The sequence below is a fragment of the Streptomyces sp. YGL11-2 genome (genome assembly GCF_050054615.1).
In the GTDB taxonomy this organism is placed as follows: Bacteria; Actinomycetota; Actinomycetes; order Streptomycetales; family Streptomycetaceae; genus Streptomyces.
Genome location: NZ_JBNHIN010000088.1, coordinates 1 through 18097, shown reverse-complemented (window position 1 = coordinate 18097; position 18097 = coordinate 1). Strand labels below are relative to the sequence as shown.

The following is an 18097-nucleotide window of genomic DNA, read 5'->3' as shown; positions in this document are numbered from 1 at the left end:
CATCGTCCCGGCCTCCAAACCCACTCCGACCAGGCGAACAATCAAACTCAACGCTTAAAACAGCGGCATTGGGTCTAGAGGGTGTGGATGCGTGCCTCTGAAGCGAGCCGTCTTCGGCGCCGTTATCTCGCCGACCGCGCTGCCGCGGCCTCACTGCCCGCCAGTCCGGGGGCCGTCGCGTCCCCTGCCTCAGAGCCGCCTGCGGCCGGCGCGTTGTGGGAATTCGGCCCCGAGCGGAGCCGAACAGGGCCGGGGAACAGGCCCGGGCGGATTGCTCCGCCCGGGCCCGTGCTCTTGCTCAGGCCACCGGCGCGAGTTCGCGGGCCGGCTGGGTCTGCTCATAGGCGTGACCGACCCGCAGCAGCACGCTTTCCCCGAGGGGGCGGCCGAGCAGTTGCATGCCTACCGGCAGGCCCGCCGCGTCGAGGCCGACCGGGACGGACAGGGACGGCACGCCGGTGATGTTGGCCGGGGCCGAGAGGCGTACGTATGCGTCGGAGACGTTCTCGACCGTGCCGTCGGGCCAGGTGATCACCTCCTCGTCGGCCGCCACCGCGGTGGCCGGGACCGTGGGGGCGGCGATGACGTCGACCTCGTCCAGCAGGCGAGCCCAGGACTGCCGCATGAGGGTGCGGGAGCGTTGGGCGTGCAAGTAGTCGCCAGCGGGCATGAGTTGACCGGCCTCAAGGAGGATGCGGACGTCCGCCTGGTACAGCTCGGGAACCGAGCGCAGGGTCTGCTCGTGGTAGGCGGTGGCCTCCGGCACCATCAGGCCCCACTGGGTAGCCTGGATGTAGCGCGTCATCGGAATCTCCACCTCGACGAGCTGTGCGCCGAGGGCCTGCAGTTGGTCGATGGCGTGCCGCACGGCGGCTTCCACCTCTGCATCGACGTGGTCGAAGTAGTAGTTGCGCGGCACGCCGACGCGCAGCCCGGCCAGGTCCGCACCCGCCCCCGGCCGGTAGTCCGCCTGGGGCGCGACCAGCGAGGCGGGATCGCGGGGGTCGTGGCCGGCGAGGACGGACAGGACCAGGCCCGCGTCCTCCACGGTCCGGGTGATCGGGCCGACGTGGTCCAGCGACCAGGACAGTGACGTGATGCCCGGGCGGGGGATGAGGCCGTAGGTCGGCTTGAGGCCGACAACCCCGTTGAGCGCGGCGGGCACCCGGATGGATCCGCCGGTGTCGGTGCCCAGGCTGAAGGTCGCGGCGCCCGCGGCGACGGCGACGGCGGACCCGCCACTGGAGCCGCCCGCGACCCGGTCGGGGTTCCAGGCGTTGTTGGTCTGCGGGGTGGTCAGACCGTAGGCGAACTCATGGGTGTGGGTCTTGCCCAACAGGACCGCACCGGCTGCCGACAGGCGCGCGGCGACGGTGCTGTCGGCCTCTGCACGGTGGCCCGCGCGAACCCTGGAGCTGGCTGACGTCGCCACACCGGCGACGTTGATCAAGTCCTTCAGCCCCATGGGGATGCCGTGCAGCGGACTCCGGAGGCGGCCGCCCGCGGCCTCGTCCGTGGCCTCGCGGGCTTCCCGGCGGGCCTGCTCGGCCGTGACGGCGACATAGGCCTGAAGGTGCGGTTCCACCTTCTCGATGCGGTCGAGCACGGAGTCCACCAGCTCGACGGGGGACAGCTGCCGTGCCCGGATCGCGTCAGCGGCTGCGGTCAGAGACAGTTCGAACGGCTGCATCGTGCTTCTCCTCTCCCGCGCGGTAGGCGAAGGCGGGTGGGGTGTCCCCGAAGTCGAGTTCCCGCAGGAGGGCGACGACGGAATGGATGTGGTTGGCGGTGGCCGCGACCGCGTCGTGACGGTCGGTCGGCAGCGGGAGTCCGGCACGGGCGGCCCAGCGGGCCGCCTCCGGCGGAGTGAGTTCATCGGCGGACACGGATCTGTCTCCTGATCAGCTGGAGTGGCACAAGCCCTCGCCCAACAAAAGCTAAGAGTTTGTGTTAGGCGACTGTAGGACCTGCGGCAACTTAAAGCAAATTCATTGCGTTTAGCGCGAAGGGGGCGCATTCCTCATGCCCCGTGTCCCGCGTTAGCGCATCCGGCGCACGGCCCCGGCCAAGCCGCCCGCACCGGTACCGCGAACCGTGCGTGCGGCATCCCCGGCGTCCTTCGCCCTCGATGCGTCGATCTTGGCCACGCTCCTGACGGCGCTGGGAAGTGGCGCCGAAGGCGCTTCCGGCCAGGGCCGCGCTGACCACCTCAACCGGAACGACGACCACTCCCCATGGGACGACGACCGAAGGAGAGAAAAGACCATGAAGACCCCGCCATCCCCGCCGCTCCCTCCTGGACCGTGGGCGACATCACCGTCCACCGTATCGACGAGGTCCCGCTTCCGCCCGCGACCGGACCCCTGGCTCCTGCCCGGCGCCACCACGGACGTGGTTTCCCAACACGATTGACTGCGCCCCGACTTCGCCGACCACAACGGCACCCTGCACCTCGACAGCCACAGCTTTGCGTTCGTCGTGGGCGGGCTGCGCATCCTCGTCGGCACCGGCACCGGCACCGGCACCGGCACCGGCAAGGAGCGAGCCAACCCCGCCTGGCACAACGTGCAGACGGACTTCCTCGAATGCCCTGCCGCCGCCGGTTGCTCCCCGGACTCTGTCGACCTGGTGATCCTCACCCACCTGCTTGATTCATGCGTGCCGCGAGCAGGACCCCTGACGACCCGTTGATCAGGTCCCTGAGTCGCAGCCGCGGCGCGCGAGGCGATGCCGTCCGGGACGGGCATCTCGCCGTTCAAGCGCTGAGAGCGGTTGCCCTGAGCCCATGTGGCAAGTGGTCGGGAACTCCACAGGGGTTTGCCCCGACTACTGGAGCGGGTGGCGGAGGTTCGTCCGCCGCTGCCGAGTGGATCTTGGAGGGTTCAATGCGTTCTCGTGTGTGGGGTGGTACGGCGGTCGTCGTGCTCGGCGGCCTGCTGGCGGCAGGCTGCGGCGGCGGGGTGAAGGATGCGTCGGACGGGGGTAGCGGGAAGGCGGGGAAGTCCGCCTCCGGTGACTACCCGGTGTCCGTCACCGACTGCATGGGCGCCAAGACCACCTTCTCCGAGGGCCCGAAGAAGATCGTCACCAGTAACGCCTCCAGTCTGGAGCTTCTGCTCCGCCTCGGTGCCGGGGACAAGGTGATCGGTACCGGCTTCCCGCCTGGCAAGGGGACGCTGCCCGGTGCGCTGGACGCGCAGGCGCAGAAGGTCAACGTGCTCGGCCGCAGCGTGATCCCGAAGGAGAAGCTCCTCGGCTCCGGCGCCGACCTGTACATCGACACCTTCGCGGCCATGGGCGGCATGGGCGGGGGAGGGATGGGAGATGTGCCGACCGAGGAGGAGTTCAAGGCGGCCGGGATCAAGCACATCTACCTGAAGTCCACCGCCTGCGCGGCGCGGAGCAAGGGCCCGGTGACGGACCTGTCGGCGGTCGAGGCCGACATCACCTCGCTCGGCGCGGTCACCGGCACCAGCGCCAAGGCGAAGGAACTCGTCGCGGGGATGAAGGCGAAGGTGGGCGCTGTGCAGAAGGCGGTCGGCGGTACGGCGGAAGGCAAGCGGCCGACGTACTTCTTCTTCGACTACGAGGCCGGCACCAAGCAGCCCACCGTCATCTGCAACCGCCAGGTCGCCAACGCGGTGATCACCCTGGCCGGAGCCCGCAACGCCTTCGCCGACTGCGACGGCGACCGCAAGCAGGTCGGTTGGGAGGACGTGATCGCCAAGAACCCGGACTGGATCCAGCTCGGGGTGCGCAACCGGGGCAGCGAGGCGGCGAACAAGAAGGCGTTCGACGAGGCGCAGCAGTGGCTGGAGACCAATCCGGCCACCAAGGGCCTGAAGGCGGTCAAGGAGGGTCACTTCCTGCGCATCGGCTCCGAGCAGACCACCATCGCCGGTGTCGAGAACGCCTACACGGTCGAGGCGATCGCCAAGGCCCTCTACCCGGGCAAGGTCGGCTAGTCGTGCTCTCTACGCTGTCCGCGTCCCGCCGCAAGGCCACGGACGCGAGCCGGGACGACGCGAGCCGGGGCGCGCGCAGTCTGCGCGCCGGACCGCTGGCGCTGGTCCTTGGCGTGGCACTCCTCGTCGCGCTGACGGCCGCGGTGGCCTGGGGGTCGACGTCCATTCCGCCCGGCGAGGTGTGGAGCGTGGTGGGGCGGCGGCTGGCCGGTGAGGGCCCGCGCCCTGGCACGGACGACCTGATCGTGTGGCAGCTGAGGGTCCCGCGTGCGTTGCTGGCCGCGCTTGTGGGTGCCGGGCTCGGTCTCGTCGGTACGGCGGTGCAGGCGCTGGTGCGCAACCCGCTGGCCGACCCGTACATGCTGGGCATCTGCAACGGGGCGTCGCTGGGTGCGGTCGCCGCCATCGTCCTGGGTCTCGGGGCGGGCGGGGCGCTGGGCCTGGGGCTGTCCGGTGCGGCCTTCGTCGGCGCGCTGGCCACGTTCGCCCTGGTGTGGGTCATCGCCCGGCGGGGCGGGGGGTTCGCGCCGCTGCGGCTGGTGCTGGCAGGGGTGGCGATCGGCCAGTTCCTGTCTGGTTTCACCAGCTATCTGGTGTTGCAGGCCGGGGACGAGCAGCAGACGCGCAGCGTGCTGTTCTGGCTCATGGGGAGCCTGAGCGGGGCGAGTTGGCCGCTGCTGGCGGTGCCCGCGGTCGTGGTTCCGGCCGCCTTGCTGTGGCTGCAGGCGCGCGCCCGGGGGCTGAACGCCCTGCTGATGGGTGACGAGACGGCGGCCGGGCTCGGCGTCAACGTCACCCGGCTGCGCCGGGAGTTGTTCGCGGTGACCAGCGTGGTGACCGGTGTCCTGGTGGCGGTGTCCGGCGCGATCGCCTTCGTCGGTCTGATGGTGCCGCACGCCTGCCGCCTGGTCGTCGGCGGCGACCACCGCCGCCTGCTGCCGCTCTCGGCCCTGTTCGGGGCGCTGCTGCTGGTGGTGGTCGACATCGTCTGCCGTACGGCGATGGCCTCGCAGGAGCTGCCGGTCGGCGTGGTCACCTCACTCATCGGGGCTCCGGCCCTGCTGTATTTGCTGGACCGGCGACTGTGGAGCGGCAGTTGAGAATCGAGATCGAAGACCTGCACGTCGCCTACGCCGGCCGTACGGTCGTGGCGGGGGCCCGTCTGATGGCGGCCGAGGGCGAGATCACCGGCCTGGTCGGGCCGAACGGGAGTGGCAAGTCCACGCTCCTGCGCACCGTCTACCGGCACCTGAAGCCCACCGCGGGTCGGGTTCTGCTGGCGGGCACCGACCTGCGTGAGCTGTCCGCGGTCCAGTCGGCGCGGCATGTGGCGGCGTTGCCGCAGGAGCGGGGCAGTGACTTTGAGCTGACCGTGCGCGAGGTGGTCGCGATGGGGCGCACGCCGTACAAGCGGGCTTTCGCGGGCGATGACGCCGTCGACCGAGAGATCATCGCCCGTGCCCTCGCCGACGTCGGGATGGAGGCGGCGGCCGGGCGCCGGTTCACGACCCTGTCGGGTGGCGAACGCCAACGCGTCCTGCTGGCGCGCGCGTTCGCCCAGAACCCGGACGTCCTGGTGCTGGACGAGCCGACCAACCACCTCGACATCCGCCATCAGGTCGAACTGCTCGCCCTGCTGCGCACCCAGCGCCGTACGACGCTGGTGTCGCTGCACGACCTCAACGCTGCCGCGGCGGTGTGCGACCGGCTGCACGTCCTGAGCGCCGGAGCCGTGGTCGCCTCCGGGCCACCGCGCGATGTCCTCACTCCCGCCCTGCTGGCCGAGGTGTTCGGTGTGCGGGCGGCCGTGGTCGACCATCCGCTCACCGGTGATCCGCTGATCGCTTTCGATCACCAGGCGCCGGCCGGCACGGAGACGGACGCGGCGGTGGAGGTACGCACCGTACGCACCGGCGGATGAACGAGGCCGGGCAGGACGGCGATTGCGCCGTGCCGATGGCGTCCTGCCCGGCCTGCGGTCCCGGTTGATCAGGCGGCAACAGGGTCGGCGACGCCGTAACCGGCCTCGACGATGGCCGCGCGCACCCGCTCGTCGTCGAGGCCGGTGCCGCTCACTGTGACGACGTTCGTGGCGAGGTCGACTACGACCTCGCTTACGCCCGGCACCTCGGAGACCTCTTCCCTGATGCTCGCCGCGCAGTGCTCACAGCTCATGCCGGTGACGTAGTACTGCTTGTACTGCTTCTGAGTCATGGGAGAACTCCTGGGTCTCGTGGGGGGCTTCCGGTTGCGTACGGGTCCGCGGGTGCGGGTGGTGAGGGCGACGCCCTCACCTCAGTAGTCGGTCGGGCGGGGCACTGAGTTCCGCGGATCGTCGGGGGAGCGTGGCCGTTCCGCTCACTGACCCGACGCCGCTAACGGAACCCGACCCGCCGTGCTGGTCAGCGCGGATAACCAGCCCCCCGGTCACTTTCTTGGGCGGATCCGGGAACTCCCCTCGGATCCCTCGCGACTCCTCAGACGGGACTGCTGTTCGGCGTCCCGTCATGACGATGAGGGGTGGAAGGGTGACACACCACGGTCCCGGTGCGGAGCGGCCCGGTCACATACCCGTAGGCGAGGACCGCTGGCCGCTGGTCGCCGTGGCGGGTGTGCTGGCGTTCGTGGCGATGCTCGACATGAACATCGTCAACGTGGCCCTGGCGGACATCGCTGACGGCCTGCACGTGTCGACCGCGACGGCCCAGTGGGCCCAGTTGGGCTATCAACTGCCCGTCGTGGCCTTGCTGTTGCCGGTCGGCCGATGGCTCGACGGTGTGGGGCTGCGCTCCGCCGTACTGTCCGCGACCGCCGGATTCGGCCTGTGCAGCGCTCTGGCCGCCGCCGCACCCTGGGCGGCCTGGCTGATCGCCGCCCGTCTCGCGCAGGGTGCGTTCGCGGCGGTGCTGTTCGTGCTGATGCCGGTCCTCGCGGTCCGTTCGGTACGTCCGGAGAAGCGTGGGCGGGCGATGAGCGTGCCCGCCACCCTGGGCCCGCTGGGCGCGGTGACCGGACCGGCCGTGGGCGGGCTGCTGCTGGACCACTTCGGCTGGCATGCGGTCTTCCTGGTGAAGATCCCCTTCTGCGTGCTCGCCCTGGTCGTGGCCTGGAGGGTCATGCCTCGGGACGGCGGGCTGCGCCGGCCCGACCGGCGGTCGGTTGCGGACGCACTGCTGGTGGCCTCGGCCGTGGCGGTCCTGCTGCTGGCGTTGACCCTGGCATCGGGCCGCCCGTCGTGGCTGGTGCTCGCACTCGCGGCGGTCCCGACGCTCTGGTGGTGGCTGCGCGGTCCGGGCGGTCGGCCGGTGGCTGGTGTCCTGCGGGCCACGGGGTTGTTCCGGGCCCACGGCGCGGTGCTGTCCCTCGCGGCCGGGTTCGCCGCCATGCACTACGTGATCGCTCTGCACCTGCAGCGCGACAACGGTGTCAGCGCCACCACGACCGGGCTGACCGTCCTCGCCTTCCCCCTCGGCATGGGCCTGGCCGGGCAGATCGGCGGGCGCCTGGCCGACCGGTACGGTCCCCGTCCTGTCGCGGTCACCGGTGCCGCCGTCACCGCCACCGGCCTGCTTCTGCTGGTCCCGCTGGGCGGCGACTGGTCACCGCTGGACGTGGCCTGGCGGCTCGCGCTGGCGGGCGTCGGCATGGGGCTGAACGGCGGCCCCACCCAGGCCCTGGTCATGGGCGCCGCGCCACGGGACCGGACCGCGACCGTCGGGTCCACGATGCAGCTCGCCCGCACGCTCGGCTTCACTCTCGGGCCCGCCCTGGCCACCGCCGTCTGGGGGCTGGCCGGACCCGACCAGGGCGTACGGGCGGGGCTCGCGCTGGCCGCCACCGCCGCCTGTCTCGCCGTGCCCCTGATCGCCCTGCCCGGCAGAAGCCCCGCACCCGTCCCCGAGAAGACGACCGACGCGGCGCCCGCCGCCCGTAACTGACCCAGGAGCCATGCGTATGTGCGGAATCACCGGCTGGGCGTCCTTTCACCGCGACGCCCGCACCCAGGCCCCGGTCATCGAGGCCATGACCGACACCCTCACCCCGCGCGGCCCGGACGCGGGCGGCGTCTGGCTCGGCGAACGCGCCGCGATCGGCCACCGCCGCCTGGCCGTCATCGACCTGGCCGGCGGCGTACAGCCGATGACCGACCGCCCCGACCGGCCGAACCTCGTCCTCAGCTACAGCGGCGAGGTCTACAACCACCACGAACTGCGGGCCGAACTCCGGGGCCGGGGCCACCACTTCCGCACCCGCAGCGACACCGAGGTGGTACTGCGCGCCTACGCCGAGTGGGGCGAGGCGGTAGCCGACCACCTGGAGGGCATGTTCGCCTTCGCCGTCTGGGACGAGCGTGCGCAGCGGCTGCTGCTGGTACGCGACCGGCTTGGCGTCAAACCGCTGTTCTGGGCCACCGTCGACGGCGGCCTGGCCTTCGCCTCCGAGCCCAAGGCCCTGTTCGCCCACCCGGAGATCCGGCCCCGGGTGGACGCCGACGGGCTGCGGGAGGCGTACAGCCTGCTCTTCAACACCGGGCCGACGGTGTGGTCCGGGGTGCGGGAGGTGGAGCCCGGCGGTCTGCTCGTCCTGGACCGGGACGGCATCCGCGGGCGCCGCTACTGGCAGCTGGAGCCCGACGTCCACGACGACGACCGGGACACCGCCGTCGAGCGGATCCGTGCGCTGGTCGGCTCGGCCGCCCGCAGCCAGCTGGAGGCGGACGTCCCGGTGTGCAGCCTGCTGTCCGGCGGCATCGACTCCACCGTCCTGACCGCGCTGCTCGCCGACGAACTCCGGCTGCGCGAAGGCCCGGACGCCCGCATCCGCTCCTATGCCGTCGACTACAGCGACCAGGCCGAGCAGTTCACCGGCGACGTGCTGCGCACCGGCCACGACACCCCGTACGCCACCGAAGCCGGCGCGTTCATCGGCACCGACCACAGCACCGTCGTCCTCGACCCGCACGCCCTGCTCGACCCCGAGCACCGCAAGGCGGTCGTCGTGGCGCGGGACTCGCCGATCGGCGTCGGCGACATGGACACCTCGCTCTACCTGCTGTTCGGCGAGATCCGCAAACACTCCACCGTGGCCCTCTCCGGCGAGGCGGCGGACGAGGTCTTCGGCGGCTACCCCTGGTTCCACAATCCGAAGGCACTGGCCGCGGACACCTTCCCATGGCTGCTCGTCAACGGTGACGACGCCGCGATGCCGCTCAACCCGGAACTCGACCTGCGCATAGCGGAGTTCCGCCAGGACACGTATCGCAGCGCGCTGGCCGCCGTACCGCATCGGGACGGCGAAACCCTCGTCGAGCACCGGCAGCGCGAGATGCAGCACCTGTCCCTGACCCGCTGGCTGCGCCAACTCCTCCACCGCAAGGACCGGTTGAGCATGGCCCAGGGCCTGGAGGTCCGCGTCCCCTACTGCGACCACCGCCTCGTCGAGTACGCCTTCGCCACGCCCTGGGCCCACAAGAGCTTCGACGGCCGGGAGAAGAGCCTGCTGCGCGCCGCCGGCGCCGGGCTCGCGCCCGACTCCGTACTGCACCGGCCCAAGAACCACTACCCGGCCACCCACCACCCCGACTACAACCGCGGCCTTCAGAACCTCGCCCGCGACGCCCTGTCCAGCGAGCAGGTCCGTGCCCTGGCCGACGAGTCCCGCCTCAAGCCCGCTCTCGACATCCCGCCCGACCTGCTGGTGTGGGGCCACCGCCTCCGCCTCGAACGTGTCGTCGACCTGGCCCTGTGGCTGGACCACCACCGGCCCGAACTCGCCCTCTGAGGAGACCTCGCATGACCATCCAAGAGCCACCCCTGTCTGCCGTGGAGCCGAAGCCCCGGCCCGAGCCGCTGCCCGACCCGGTCCCGCTGACGGGCTGCCCCTACAAGAGCAACCCCTACCCCCTCTACGAGCGGATGCGCGAGGCCGGCCCCGTCCACCGCGTGCTCTTCCCCAGCGGCGTACAAGCCTGGCTCGTCACCGGCTACGACGCGGCCCACGCCGCCCTCAACGACGACCGCCTGGGCAAGAACCACGACCGCGGCAACGACCGCTGGCGCGCCCGCGCCTCGATCATGCCCGAACCCCAGCACTCCCAGCTCCAGGTGCACCTCCTCCACCAGGACCCGCCCCAGCACACCCGCATGCGGCGCTTCGTCACCGACGCCTTCACCCCCCGCCGCATCGACAGCCTGCGCCCCCGCTTCCAGGAACTGGCCGACACCCTCATCGACGCACTCCCCGAAACCGGCCCCGCCGACCTCGTCACCGGCTTCGCCGCCCACTTCCCCTTCCAGGTCCTCGCCGAGGTCATCGGCCTCCCGCAGGATCTGGCCGCCCGCTTCGACCGCGACTGGGGCAAGGTCGTCCAGCCCGTCGGCCCCACCGACCCCGGACGGCCGCTCTACGAGGCACGGTTGCACGGCCTGCAGAGCTACATAGCCGAGGTCGTCGCCCACAAGCGCGAACACTGGGACGACGACCTCCTCAGCCGCCTCGTCGTGGCCCGCGACCGCCGCGAACTCGCCCAGGAAGAGCTGGACTCCATGATCTTCCAGCTCCTCGTCGCCGGCCAGGAACCGGTCACCAACCAGATCACCACCGCACTGATCGCCCTCTTCCGCCACCCCGACCAGCTCGCCCGCCTGCGCGACGAACCCGGCCTGCTGCCCCGCGCGGTCGAGGAACTCCTCCGCTACGACAGCGCCTTCGAACTCACCACCTGGCGCTTCCTCGACCAAGACGACGACCTGCACGGCACCGAAGTCCCGGCCGGCGACTCCGTGATCGTCTCCCTGTGCGCCGCCAACCGCGACCCGCGCCGCTTCCCCGACCCCGACACCCTCGACCTCGACCGCAGCCCCAACCCCCATCTCGCCTTCGGCCACGGCATCCACTTCTGTCCCGGCGCAGCCCTCGCCCGTACCGAACTCCAGATCGCCCTGGGCGCCCTGCTCACCCGGCTCCCCGGCCTCCACCTCGCCATCAGGGACGAGGACATCAAGTGGATCCCGGCCGTCCTCGGCCGCGGCACCAACCACCTGCCCGTCGGCTACGACCGACGCCGCTGAGACACCTCTGACGCCGGCTTCCGGCTGACCGGGTCCGGCCACACCGCCGGATCCGGCCCCGGACCCGGCTGATCCACCACCTCATCCACCTGACGGCGCCTGGCCGCCCCTACGCCACGGCGCCATGCCGTTATGCCCGCACACTTCCCGGAGGAACGACATGCCGCTGACAACCGCGCCGAACGCTCTGCCCACGAAAATCAGCACCGCGATCCTGAACCTGCTCCTGCCGCACCACCGCACGACCGACCAGGACCCCACCTCCGCCGAGAGGTTTCCCCACCAACTGCGCCAGATCGCCGACTTCGTCCGCGACGACGGCCCCGTCACCTTCACCCTGCCCGGCTTCCCCTGCAAGTCCCCCAACCCCGTCAAAGTCCTCGGCCACCTACCCGACCAGGGAGAACGCCTCTCCCTCAGCTTCCTCAACACTCTGTGCACCGAGATCGGGCGGATCCACCCGCCCGGCGCCCGTATGGTCGTCTGCTCCGACGGCCACGCCTTCGGCGACCTCATACGCGTCCCCGACCGGCACATCGACGCCTATGCCGATGAACTCCGCACGCTCATAGACCAATTGGGCCTGACGCGACTGTCCGTATTCGACCTGCGCGACGTATTCGGCGACCTCCCCCACGACACGAAACGCGCCCACCTCCACAAGAGCTACGCCCCCACGCTGGATGCCCTGCGCGCGGAGGTCCGCGCCGACGACAACACCCTCGCCCTCTACCGGGGCATCACCCGCTTCCTCGTCGAGGACACCGCCGACTGGACCGGCACCCGCTCCGCCCTCCAACGCGAGTGCCGGCAGCGCGCCTACGGCGTCATCCAGCGCAGCCGTGCCTGGGGCGACCTGATCGCCGACCACCATCCCCGCTCCGTACGCCTGTCCATCCACCCCCAGCCCATCGGCGCCCTCAAGTTCGGCATCCGCCTGCTGGACGCGCCCGATGCCTGGACCACCCCCTGGCACTCGACGGCCTTGCGTCGCGCCGACGGCACCTGGACTCTCATGCCCCGGGCCAAGGCCGCAGAGCGGGGCCGCCTGATCGAGTGCGACGGCCGGCCCAGCCACTTCGACCAGGGCTGACATGACTGACCGGACCGGCTGAACCATGAGGCGGTATGCCGTCCTGGAGCCCGGTCGCGGGTGGCGGCGTCCAGTGATCGTCCGCCGACGGGATCGGCGAGTGGGCCTCAACGATCAAGCTGACGTTGATCGTTTGGACATGCCGTGGCCGGTATTCGGCCACCCCCTGTCCGAAAGCGTCCGGGCCCCTTGGCATGATGTCGGCGCCATGCCTGTCACCGCCGCTGTGCGATATGTCCGGGCCGCGGTGTTCGCCGCGGTCTGCGTCGTGCTGTCCGCGGCAGGGCATGCCGTGATCTCCGGTCCGGCGGTACCGGGGATGGCGCTGGCGGCAGCCGCGGTGGCGGTGTTCGTGTGCGCCGGGCTGGCTGCCGGACGTGAGCGGTCCCTGCCGGTCATCGCCGGCGGGGTACTCGCCTGCCAGGGCGGCCTGCACGTGTTCTTCTCCTGGGCGCAGGGGATCGCGGCACCTGCTCAAGCCCCCGGCAAGGCCGCGGCCTGGGCGGATCTGCTGCTGTGCGGTCACCCGGGCCCGGCAGGTTCGACGCCCCTTCCTGTCGGGTCGATGCGGCAGGTCGTGCGGGCCGCGGGCATGGACTGGAACAGCCCGCCTGTGCACCAGCCCGCCGGGGGTATGACTCGCGGTGGTTCCCCGGCCGACGCTGTGCACTCCATGGCGGGCATGCACTCCATGCCCGCCATGCAGCATGCCGGCGTCGGCATGCTGGCGGCGCACCTCTTGGTGGGTCTGGTGTGCGGCTGGTGGCTGCACCGCGGTGAGCGGGCGCTGTTCGCGCTGCTCGCGGCCCTGGCTGCCGCCGCCGACCGGTCGCTGCACCGGCTGCTGCATCTGCTCCTGCTGGGCGTGACGGTGCCCGTCGCACACGTCGGACCCCGGCGGGTCCGACGTCGAGCCACGGCTGCGCAGCCGCACCTGGCGGTGGTCCGGCACATGGTCATTCGCCGAGGNGGGCGTGACGGTGCCCGTCGCACACGTCGGACCCCGGCGGGTCCGACGTCGAGCCACGGCTGCGCAGCCGCACCTGGCGGTGGTCCGGCACATGGTCATTCGCCGAGGCCCTCCGTTGTCCTTCTCGTACTGATCACCGCGTGGTGTGCGGGCTCCGAAGGTCGGGGCCTGTGCTTCGCCGTGCCCTGCGCGGCGGACACGCGGCATCCCGGACGGCGCCTAGGTGCGCGCGTCCGCTGACCGGCGGTCGTAGTCGTAGTCGTAGTCGTATCTGTATCTGTGCCCGCGGCCGTCCGGATTCCTTCTGAGATCACGCGTGGTCGGCGCTGCCCGGCCGAGGGGTACGACGAAAGACGACTTGCGATGACGCACGCCCCGAGTGTGCCCGGGCACAGGCTGGACACCACGCCGGGATCTCCATGCTGGTCATCCTCCCCCCGGACCAGCTGATGATCCGCCGGATCGCCCCGCTGCGCCGCTTCTTCGGCTCAGCGACAAGCCGTGAGTCGAGCAACAAGCCGTGAGAGGAGGCGAGACGAAGGTTTTGCGAATGTGGACAAGCGGCCGCTATGCACTCCGGCCTGAGGGAGAGAATCCAGCCGTCATGCATGCGTCCCCGGCGTTGCGGGTTCTGCGCGCTGCGGTGTTCGCCGCGGTGTGCCTGACGCTGTCCGCCGCCGGCCACCAGCTCGCGGTGGGCTCGGCGCCACCGGCGTGGGTGGACGGGGCCGGGTTCCTCGCCGTCCTCGTTCCGGGCTATCTGCTGAGCTCCCGGGAGCGGTCGCTGCCGGGGATCGGCGGCGCCATGCTCACCACCCAGGGCGGGCTGCACCTGGCCTTCGACGCCGCCCAGGCCCCGGCACGGCGCCTGACTGCGGCCGGCACGCCGATGGGCATGCACGCGACGCGGATGATGGCGCACCCCCATCCCATGATGGCGCACCCCCACGCGATGAGTGCCCACGCCGTCGCGGCACACACGGCGGCGGCCCTGCTCGCGTCCTGGTGGCTGCGGCGGGGCGAAGCAGCGCTGTGGTCCCTGCTGCGCAGGGCCGTCACGCTGGTGCCGGGGCTGCTGGCCTGGTGGGGCGCCCGCACGGGTCAACTGCCCACTCTCGCGCACTCGGTCGTCCCCGGCGGGCGGACAGCCGGGCAGCGGCCCCTACGCCAAGTACTGCTGCGCCACGCGGTTTCGCGCCGCGGCCCACCGCCTCCGGACCCGTACCGAGTTCTGTCCGGGTGAGCCGAACAGCCGTCCAGCCGTTCCCCGCAACGGCCTGCTCACCCACACCTCCCGCATTCCTCCCGGCGGCCGATCACCGCGCCAGCCGATTACCAGTACGGAGTCCTCGTGTCCCCGAAGCACACCACCCTCCGGCGCGCTCTGCGCCGTACCACCCTCGTCACCACCCTCGCCGCGGCCGGGCTGCTCACCGCCGCGGGTTCGGCCTTCGCGCACGTGACGGTCCACCCCGGCAGCTACCCGAAGGGCGCCACCGACGGCACCCTCACCTTCCGGGTCCCCAACGAGGAGGACAACGCCGACACCACGCAGGTGCAGGTCTTCCTGCCCACGGACCACCCCATCCCCTCGGTGCTCGTCACCCCTGAGCCCGGCTGGACCGCGGAGGTGAAGACCACCAAGCTGAAGAACCCGATCAAGACGGACGACGGCACCATCAACGAAGCCGTCTCGCAGATCACCTGGACCAAGGGCAAGATCGAGCCCGGCCAGTACCAGGACTTCAGCGTCGCCTTCGGCCAACTCCCCGACGACACCGACCAACTGGCCTTGAAGACGCTCCAGACCTACTCCGACGGCAAGGTCGTGCGCTGGATCGAAGAGCCGAAGCCGGGTCAGGCGGAGCCGGAGAACCCGGCGCCGGTGCTGCACCTCACCAAGGCCGCGGACGGAGCCGCCCCCTCCGCCTCCGCTTCCGCGGCTCCCAAGGCTTCCGCTGCCGCCGCCGGCGACTCGACGACACGGGACCTGGGCATCGCGGGCCTGATCGCGGGTGTCCTGGGCATAGGCACGGCCGTCGTCGCCCTCTACCGCAGCCGCTCCGCCCGCCCGTAACGCCCGTAGCCAACCGGGATACCGGGCAGCAAGCCCTGGTGGGGCGGACGGAGCGCTACCGCCCCACCAGGGTCTCCGCGAGAGACAACCCAGGCTCGGACAACGACGAAACCTCAGGCAGGCGGGGGCATTGGTCGGTCAGCTCAGGTCAGTTGGTCAGCCCGACCGTCGCCCTGGTAATCGCTGCCGTGGTGGTCTGGTCCTGGCGGGCGGTGAAGCAGCGTCACGGTCGCCGAGATGTACCGTGCTCTCACCCTCCCGAGCGGGCGGCGCGGCTGGCACGATGGCCAACATGACTGCCGGGTCGGTTTCACGCGCTGTGCGCGCCGCGATCTTCGCGGTGGTGTGCGTGACGACCGCGGCTCTGGGGCACGCGTTGATGTCCGCGCAGCCCTTGCCCTGGTCGACTCTGGTTGCCGCGCTCGGCACTACGGGCTGGGCGGCCTGGTGGCTGACAGGGCGGGAGCGCGGCGCGCTCCTCGTAACCGGTTCCACCGTGCTTGCTCAGCTCGGTCTGCACTCCCTGTTCAGCCTGGCGCAGGCGTGCCAGGCCGGTACGACCGCCGAGGTCGTGTCCGAAAGGCTATGGGGCATAAGGGCGTTGGGCGGTGCGCCGGGCGCCGGTCCTGCGCCTGAGTCGCAGGCGCCGGCGGCCCGGATGCTGCACCAGGCCGGCCTCGGCCTGGGGACCACCCACGCATCCCCACCGACGCCGATGGACGGCATGCCCGGGATGGGCGGTACGGCGGGCATGGACGGCATGCCCTCCACCTCTGCCGCGCATATGGGCCATATGGGCCATCTGGCCACCACCACGCACGGCGATATGAGCATGAGCCAGATGCATTCGATGCATTCGATGCACTCCGGCCACGGGGCGCTCGGCATGTTCCTCGCCCACGCGCTGGCCGCGCTGGTATGCGGGCTGTGGATGTGGCGCGGCGAGGCGGCAGCTTTCCGGCTCGCCCGCAGCATGGCCGCGGTGTTGTTCGCGCCGTTGCTGCTCGTCCTGACGACGCTGGGGTGGATCGGCCGGAAGCCGTCCGCGCGCCCGGTGGCCGCCGCGGGGCACATCGTGCGCCTACGCGGGGTCCTCCTGCAATACGCCGTCTCCCGCAGAGGCCCGCCCAGGAACTCCATCCGCCGCTGACCGCTCGTCCTGGAACTTTCCCGGCACCGACCGGGATTCTGCAATGCCGTCATCGACGCTGTTGATGCCAATGTCGTCGATGACGCAATGCTGTCGATGTCGTCCGGGATCCCCCACTCCCCTTCTCCACAAGGCGCATTGAATCGGTGGCGGGCGGAGTACCGGCGTGTCCGCGCGGCTGCCTTCCACATCCGTGAGCACTGTTGCCCCACACGCCGGCCTTGGCCCTGCGGCACTCCGGCCTGCCCGCAGACGCACGCCCGTCGGCCGTCGTCCCTTGACGTCGTCATCGACCTGAGTGCGGGCGCTCGGAGTGCGGCTCAGCGACGGGCCGTGCCCTACCTCGGCACGGCCCGCACCCTCGAAGGACATGTGGCGATGATTCCTGCCCTCATTGGTCCGCCCCGTGGCAATCGGACCGCAGTCGACAACGAGCAACTGACCAGCTTGGCGCTGGCCGCGCGGGACGGCGACCCGGTCGCCGTCGAGCGCTTCGTCCGCGCCTCCCACCGCGATGTGTGGAAGTTCGTGGCGCGCCTGAGCGGCGACACGAACAGCGCCGACGACCTCGCCCAGGAGACGTTCCTGCGCGCCCTCACCAGCCTGCCGCGATTCGCCGGACGCTCCGGCGCCCGCACCTGGCTGCTGTCGATCGCCCGCCGTGTGGTGATCGACCGCTACCGGTCCGCCGCCGCCCGCCCGCGCATCGCCGACGTCGAGGACTGGCAGGCGGTCGCGGAAGCCCGGCAGCCCAGCGGACTGCCGGGCTTCGACGACGGACTGGCGCTGACCGAGCTGGTCGACGCGTTGGACGGCGAGCGGCGCGAGGCGTTCGTGCTCACACAGCTGGTCGGGATGCCGTACGCGGACGCCGCGGCGGTCGTGGGCTGCCCGATCGGCACGGTGCGCTCGCGGGTGGCCCGCGCCCGCGCCGACCTCACCGGTTGGCTGAGGGCTGCCGAGACCTGCGGTGGAGTCCCCCAGGTAGTCGCGGCGTGAGCGGCTCCGGTTCCGAGTGATCACGGTGTTGTCGGTACGCCGTCCCGTAGGGCGGAGAGCGCCCGTCCGGGCTGGCGTGCCGGCACTCCTGGGAGGCGCTGCTGTGGCTGGGCAAGCGCAGCTATGCCTTTGTCGCCACCCGGAATTGACAGAGCCGGCGGGCCCGGCAGAAGTCGGTCGCTAAAGGCTGTCTCGCAATGCGGCGGACTTCCCTTCATCGCCCCAGGAGGCTCGCCCACCAGTTCCGGTTTACAGCTGGGCTGTGACCCAGCAGTCGCGCCTGCTCGCTCTTGAGCCGGGCGAACCGGTCACGGATGTACTCTCTGCTGCCTCCGCCGCCTCACCGTGTAGGGCACGCTCCTACGAGCCTTGCTCTGTGAGTGTGACCTTCCGGCCGGTCCGTGCCTGACCGGCTGGGGCTTGTCGAGCAGGGCGAGTTGTTCGATGCCGGACGGGGAGTTGGGCGCGGGCATCCCCGGGAGGGGCAAGGACCCGTGCATGACCATCGGCACCGGCCCTTCGGTTTGACTGGTGCAGAGCACTTATCCAAAGGCTGCGGTATTCCGGCCTGTGGACGGCGTTCGTGTGCAGGAACCCGTGCGTTGAACCGAGGATGTGAGGGACGGGCCGCCCGGTCAGTTCTGGCAGTCGCAGCCGGACGCAGTCTTGGCTTCAGCGACGGTGGTGGTCGGATCCCTTCTGGGCCGGGCGGCTGGCCGCGCTGGGCACCGCCACCGCGCCCGTCCCCGTCAAGAAGCTCTCCGAGGAGCGGC

General features: G+C 71.2%; 14 protein-coding genes and 1 pseudogene. 12 read left to right on the top strand and 3 right to left on the bottom strand.

Annotation, left to right across the window (positions count from 1 at the left end; translation table 11 throughout):
* Positions 1-298: 298 nt before the first annotated feature.
* Together ACO1BR_RS41955 and ACO1BR_RS41950 are read right to left on the bottom strand one after the other, a co-directional pair.
* A complete protein-coding gene (locus ACO1BR_RS41955; protein WP_426800384.1) occupies positions 299-1690 on the bottom strand; it encodes an amidase in 1392 nt (463 codons plus the stop codon).
* Positions 1653-1886, bottom strand: a complete 234-nt coding sequence (locus ACO1BR_RS41950; protein WP_426800383.1) for a hypothetical protein — start codon at positions 1884-1886, stop codon at positions 1653-1655. Before ACO1BR_RS41950 ends, ACO1BR_RS41955 begins: the two co-directional genes overlap by 38 nt.
* Positions 1887-2234: 348 nt before the next feature.
* On the opposite strand from ACO1BR_RS41950, the pseudogene ACO1BR_RS41945 reads away from it, so the two are divergent.
* The 4 genes and pseudogenes from ACO1BR_RS41945 to ACO1BR_RS41930 form a co-directional block, all read left to right on the top strand.
* Positions 2235-2646, top strand: a pseudogene (locus ACO1BR_RS41945) (hypothetical protein); the annotation flags it as partial.
* 239 nt (positions 2647-2885) lie between these two features.
* Positions 2886-3965 (top strand): ABC transporter substrate-binding protein, encoded by a 1080-nt coding sequence (locus tag ACO1BR_RS41940; RefSeq protein WP_426800382.1) that lies wholly within the window; start codon positions 2886-2888, stop codon positions 3963-3965.
* 2 nt (positions 3966-3967) lie between these two features.
* On the top strand, positions 3968-5065 hold the full coding sequence (locus ACO1BR_RS41935) for a FecCD family ABC transporter permease (RefSeq protein ID WP_426800381.1): 1098 nt from the start codon (positions 3968-3970) through the stop codon (positions 5063-5065).
* A complete protein-coding gene (locus ACO1BR_RS41930) occupies positions 5062-5886 on the top strand; it encodes an ABC transporter ATP-binding protein (protein WP_426800380.1) in 825 nt (274 codons plus the stop codon). The genes ACO1BR_RS41935 and ACO1BR_RS41930 overlap by 4 nt, the downstream gene beginning before the upstream one ends.
* Positions 5887-5954: 68 nt before the next feature.
* On the opposite strand, the gene ACO1BR_RS41925 is transcribed toward ACO1BR_RS41930, so the two are convergent.
* A complete protein-coding gene (locus ACO1BR_RS41925) occupies positions 5955-6179 on the bottom strand; it encodes a heavy-metal-associated domain-containing protein (protein ID WP_426800379.1) in 225 nt (74 codons plus the stop codon).
* A gap of 314 nt (positions 6180-6493) precedes the next feature.
* Here ACO1BR_RS41925 and ACO1BR_RS41920 point away from each other — a divergent pair, with 314 nt between their 5' ends.
* From ACO1BR_RS41920 to ACO1BR_RS41885, 8 genes are all read left to right on the top strand, one after another.
* Complete coding sequence (locus ACO1BR_RS41920) at positions 6494-7903, top strand: MFS transporter (protein WP_426800378.1); 1410 nt, start codon at positions 6494-6496, stop codon at positions 7901-7903.
* A gap of 16 nt (positions 7904-7919) precedes the next feature.
* Positions 7920-9746: an asparagine synthase (glutamine-hydrolyzing) gene (gene asnB / locus ACO1BR_RS41915; protein WP_426800377.1), complete on the top strand. Its 1827-nt coding sequence runs from the start codon at positions 7920-7922 to the stop codon at positions 9744-9746.
* An 11-nt stretch (positions 9747-9757) separates the two neighbouring features.
* Positions 9758-11035, top strand: coding sequence for a cytochrome P450 family protein (locus tag ACO1BR_RS41910; protein ID WP_426800376.1), 1278 nt, complete (start codon positions 9758-9760; stop codon positions 11033-11035).
* 160 nt (positions 11036-11195) lie between these two features.
* Complete coding sequence (locus tag ACO1BR_RS41905) at positions 11196-12128, top strand: L-tyrosine/L-tryptophan isonitrile synthase family protein (RefSeq protein ID WP_426800375.1); 933 nt, start codon at positions 11196-11198, stop codon at positions 12126-12128.
* A 1574-nt stretch (positions 12129-13702) separates the two neighbouring features.
* Entirely contained in the window at positions 13703-14341 is a 639-nt protein-coding gene (locus tag ACO1BR_RS41900; protein ID WP_426800374.1) for a hypothetical protein, read from the top strand.
* Positions 14342-14449: 108 nt separating this feature from the next.
* Positions 14450-15175, top strand: coding sequence for a YcnI family protein (locus tag ACO1BR_RS41895; protein WP_426800373.1), 726 nt, complete (start codon positions 14450-14452; stop codon positions 15173-15175).
* A 292-nt stretch (positions 15176-15467) separates the two neighbouring features.
* Complete coding sequence (locus ACO1BR_RS41890) at positions 15468-16325, top strand: PE-PGRS family protein (protein WP_426800372.1); 858 nt, start codon at positions 15468-15470, stop codon at positions 16323-16325.
* A gap of 378 nt (positions 16326-16703) precedes the next feature.
* Positions 16704-17324, top strand: a complete 621-nt coding sequence (locus tag ACO1BR_RS41885) for a sigma-70 family RNA polymerase sigma factor (RefSeq protein WP_426800385.1) — start codon at positions 16704-16706, stop codon at positions 17322-17324.
* Positions 17325-18097 lie beyond the last annotated feature (773 nt).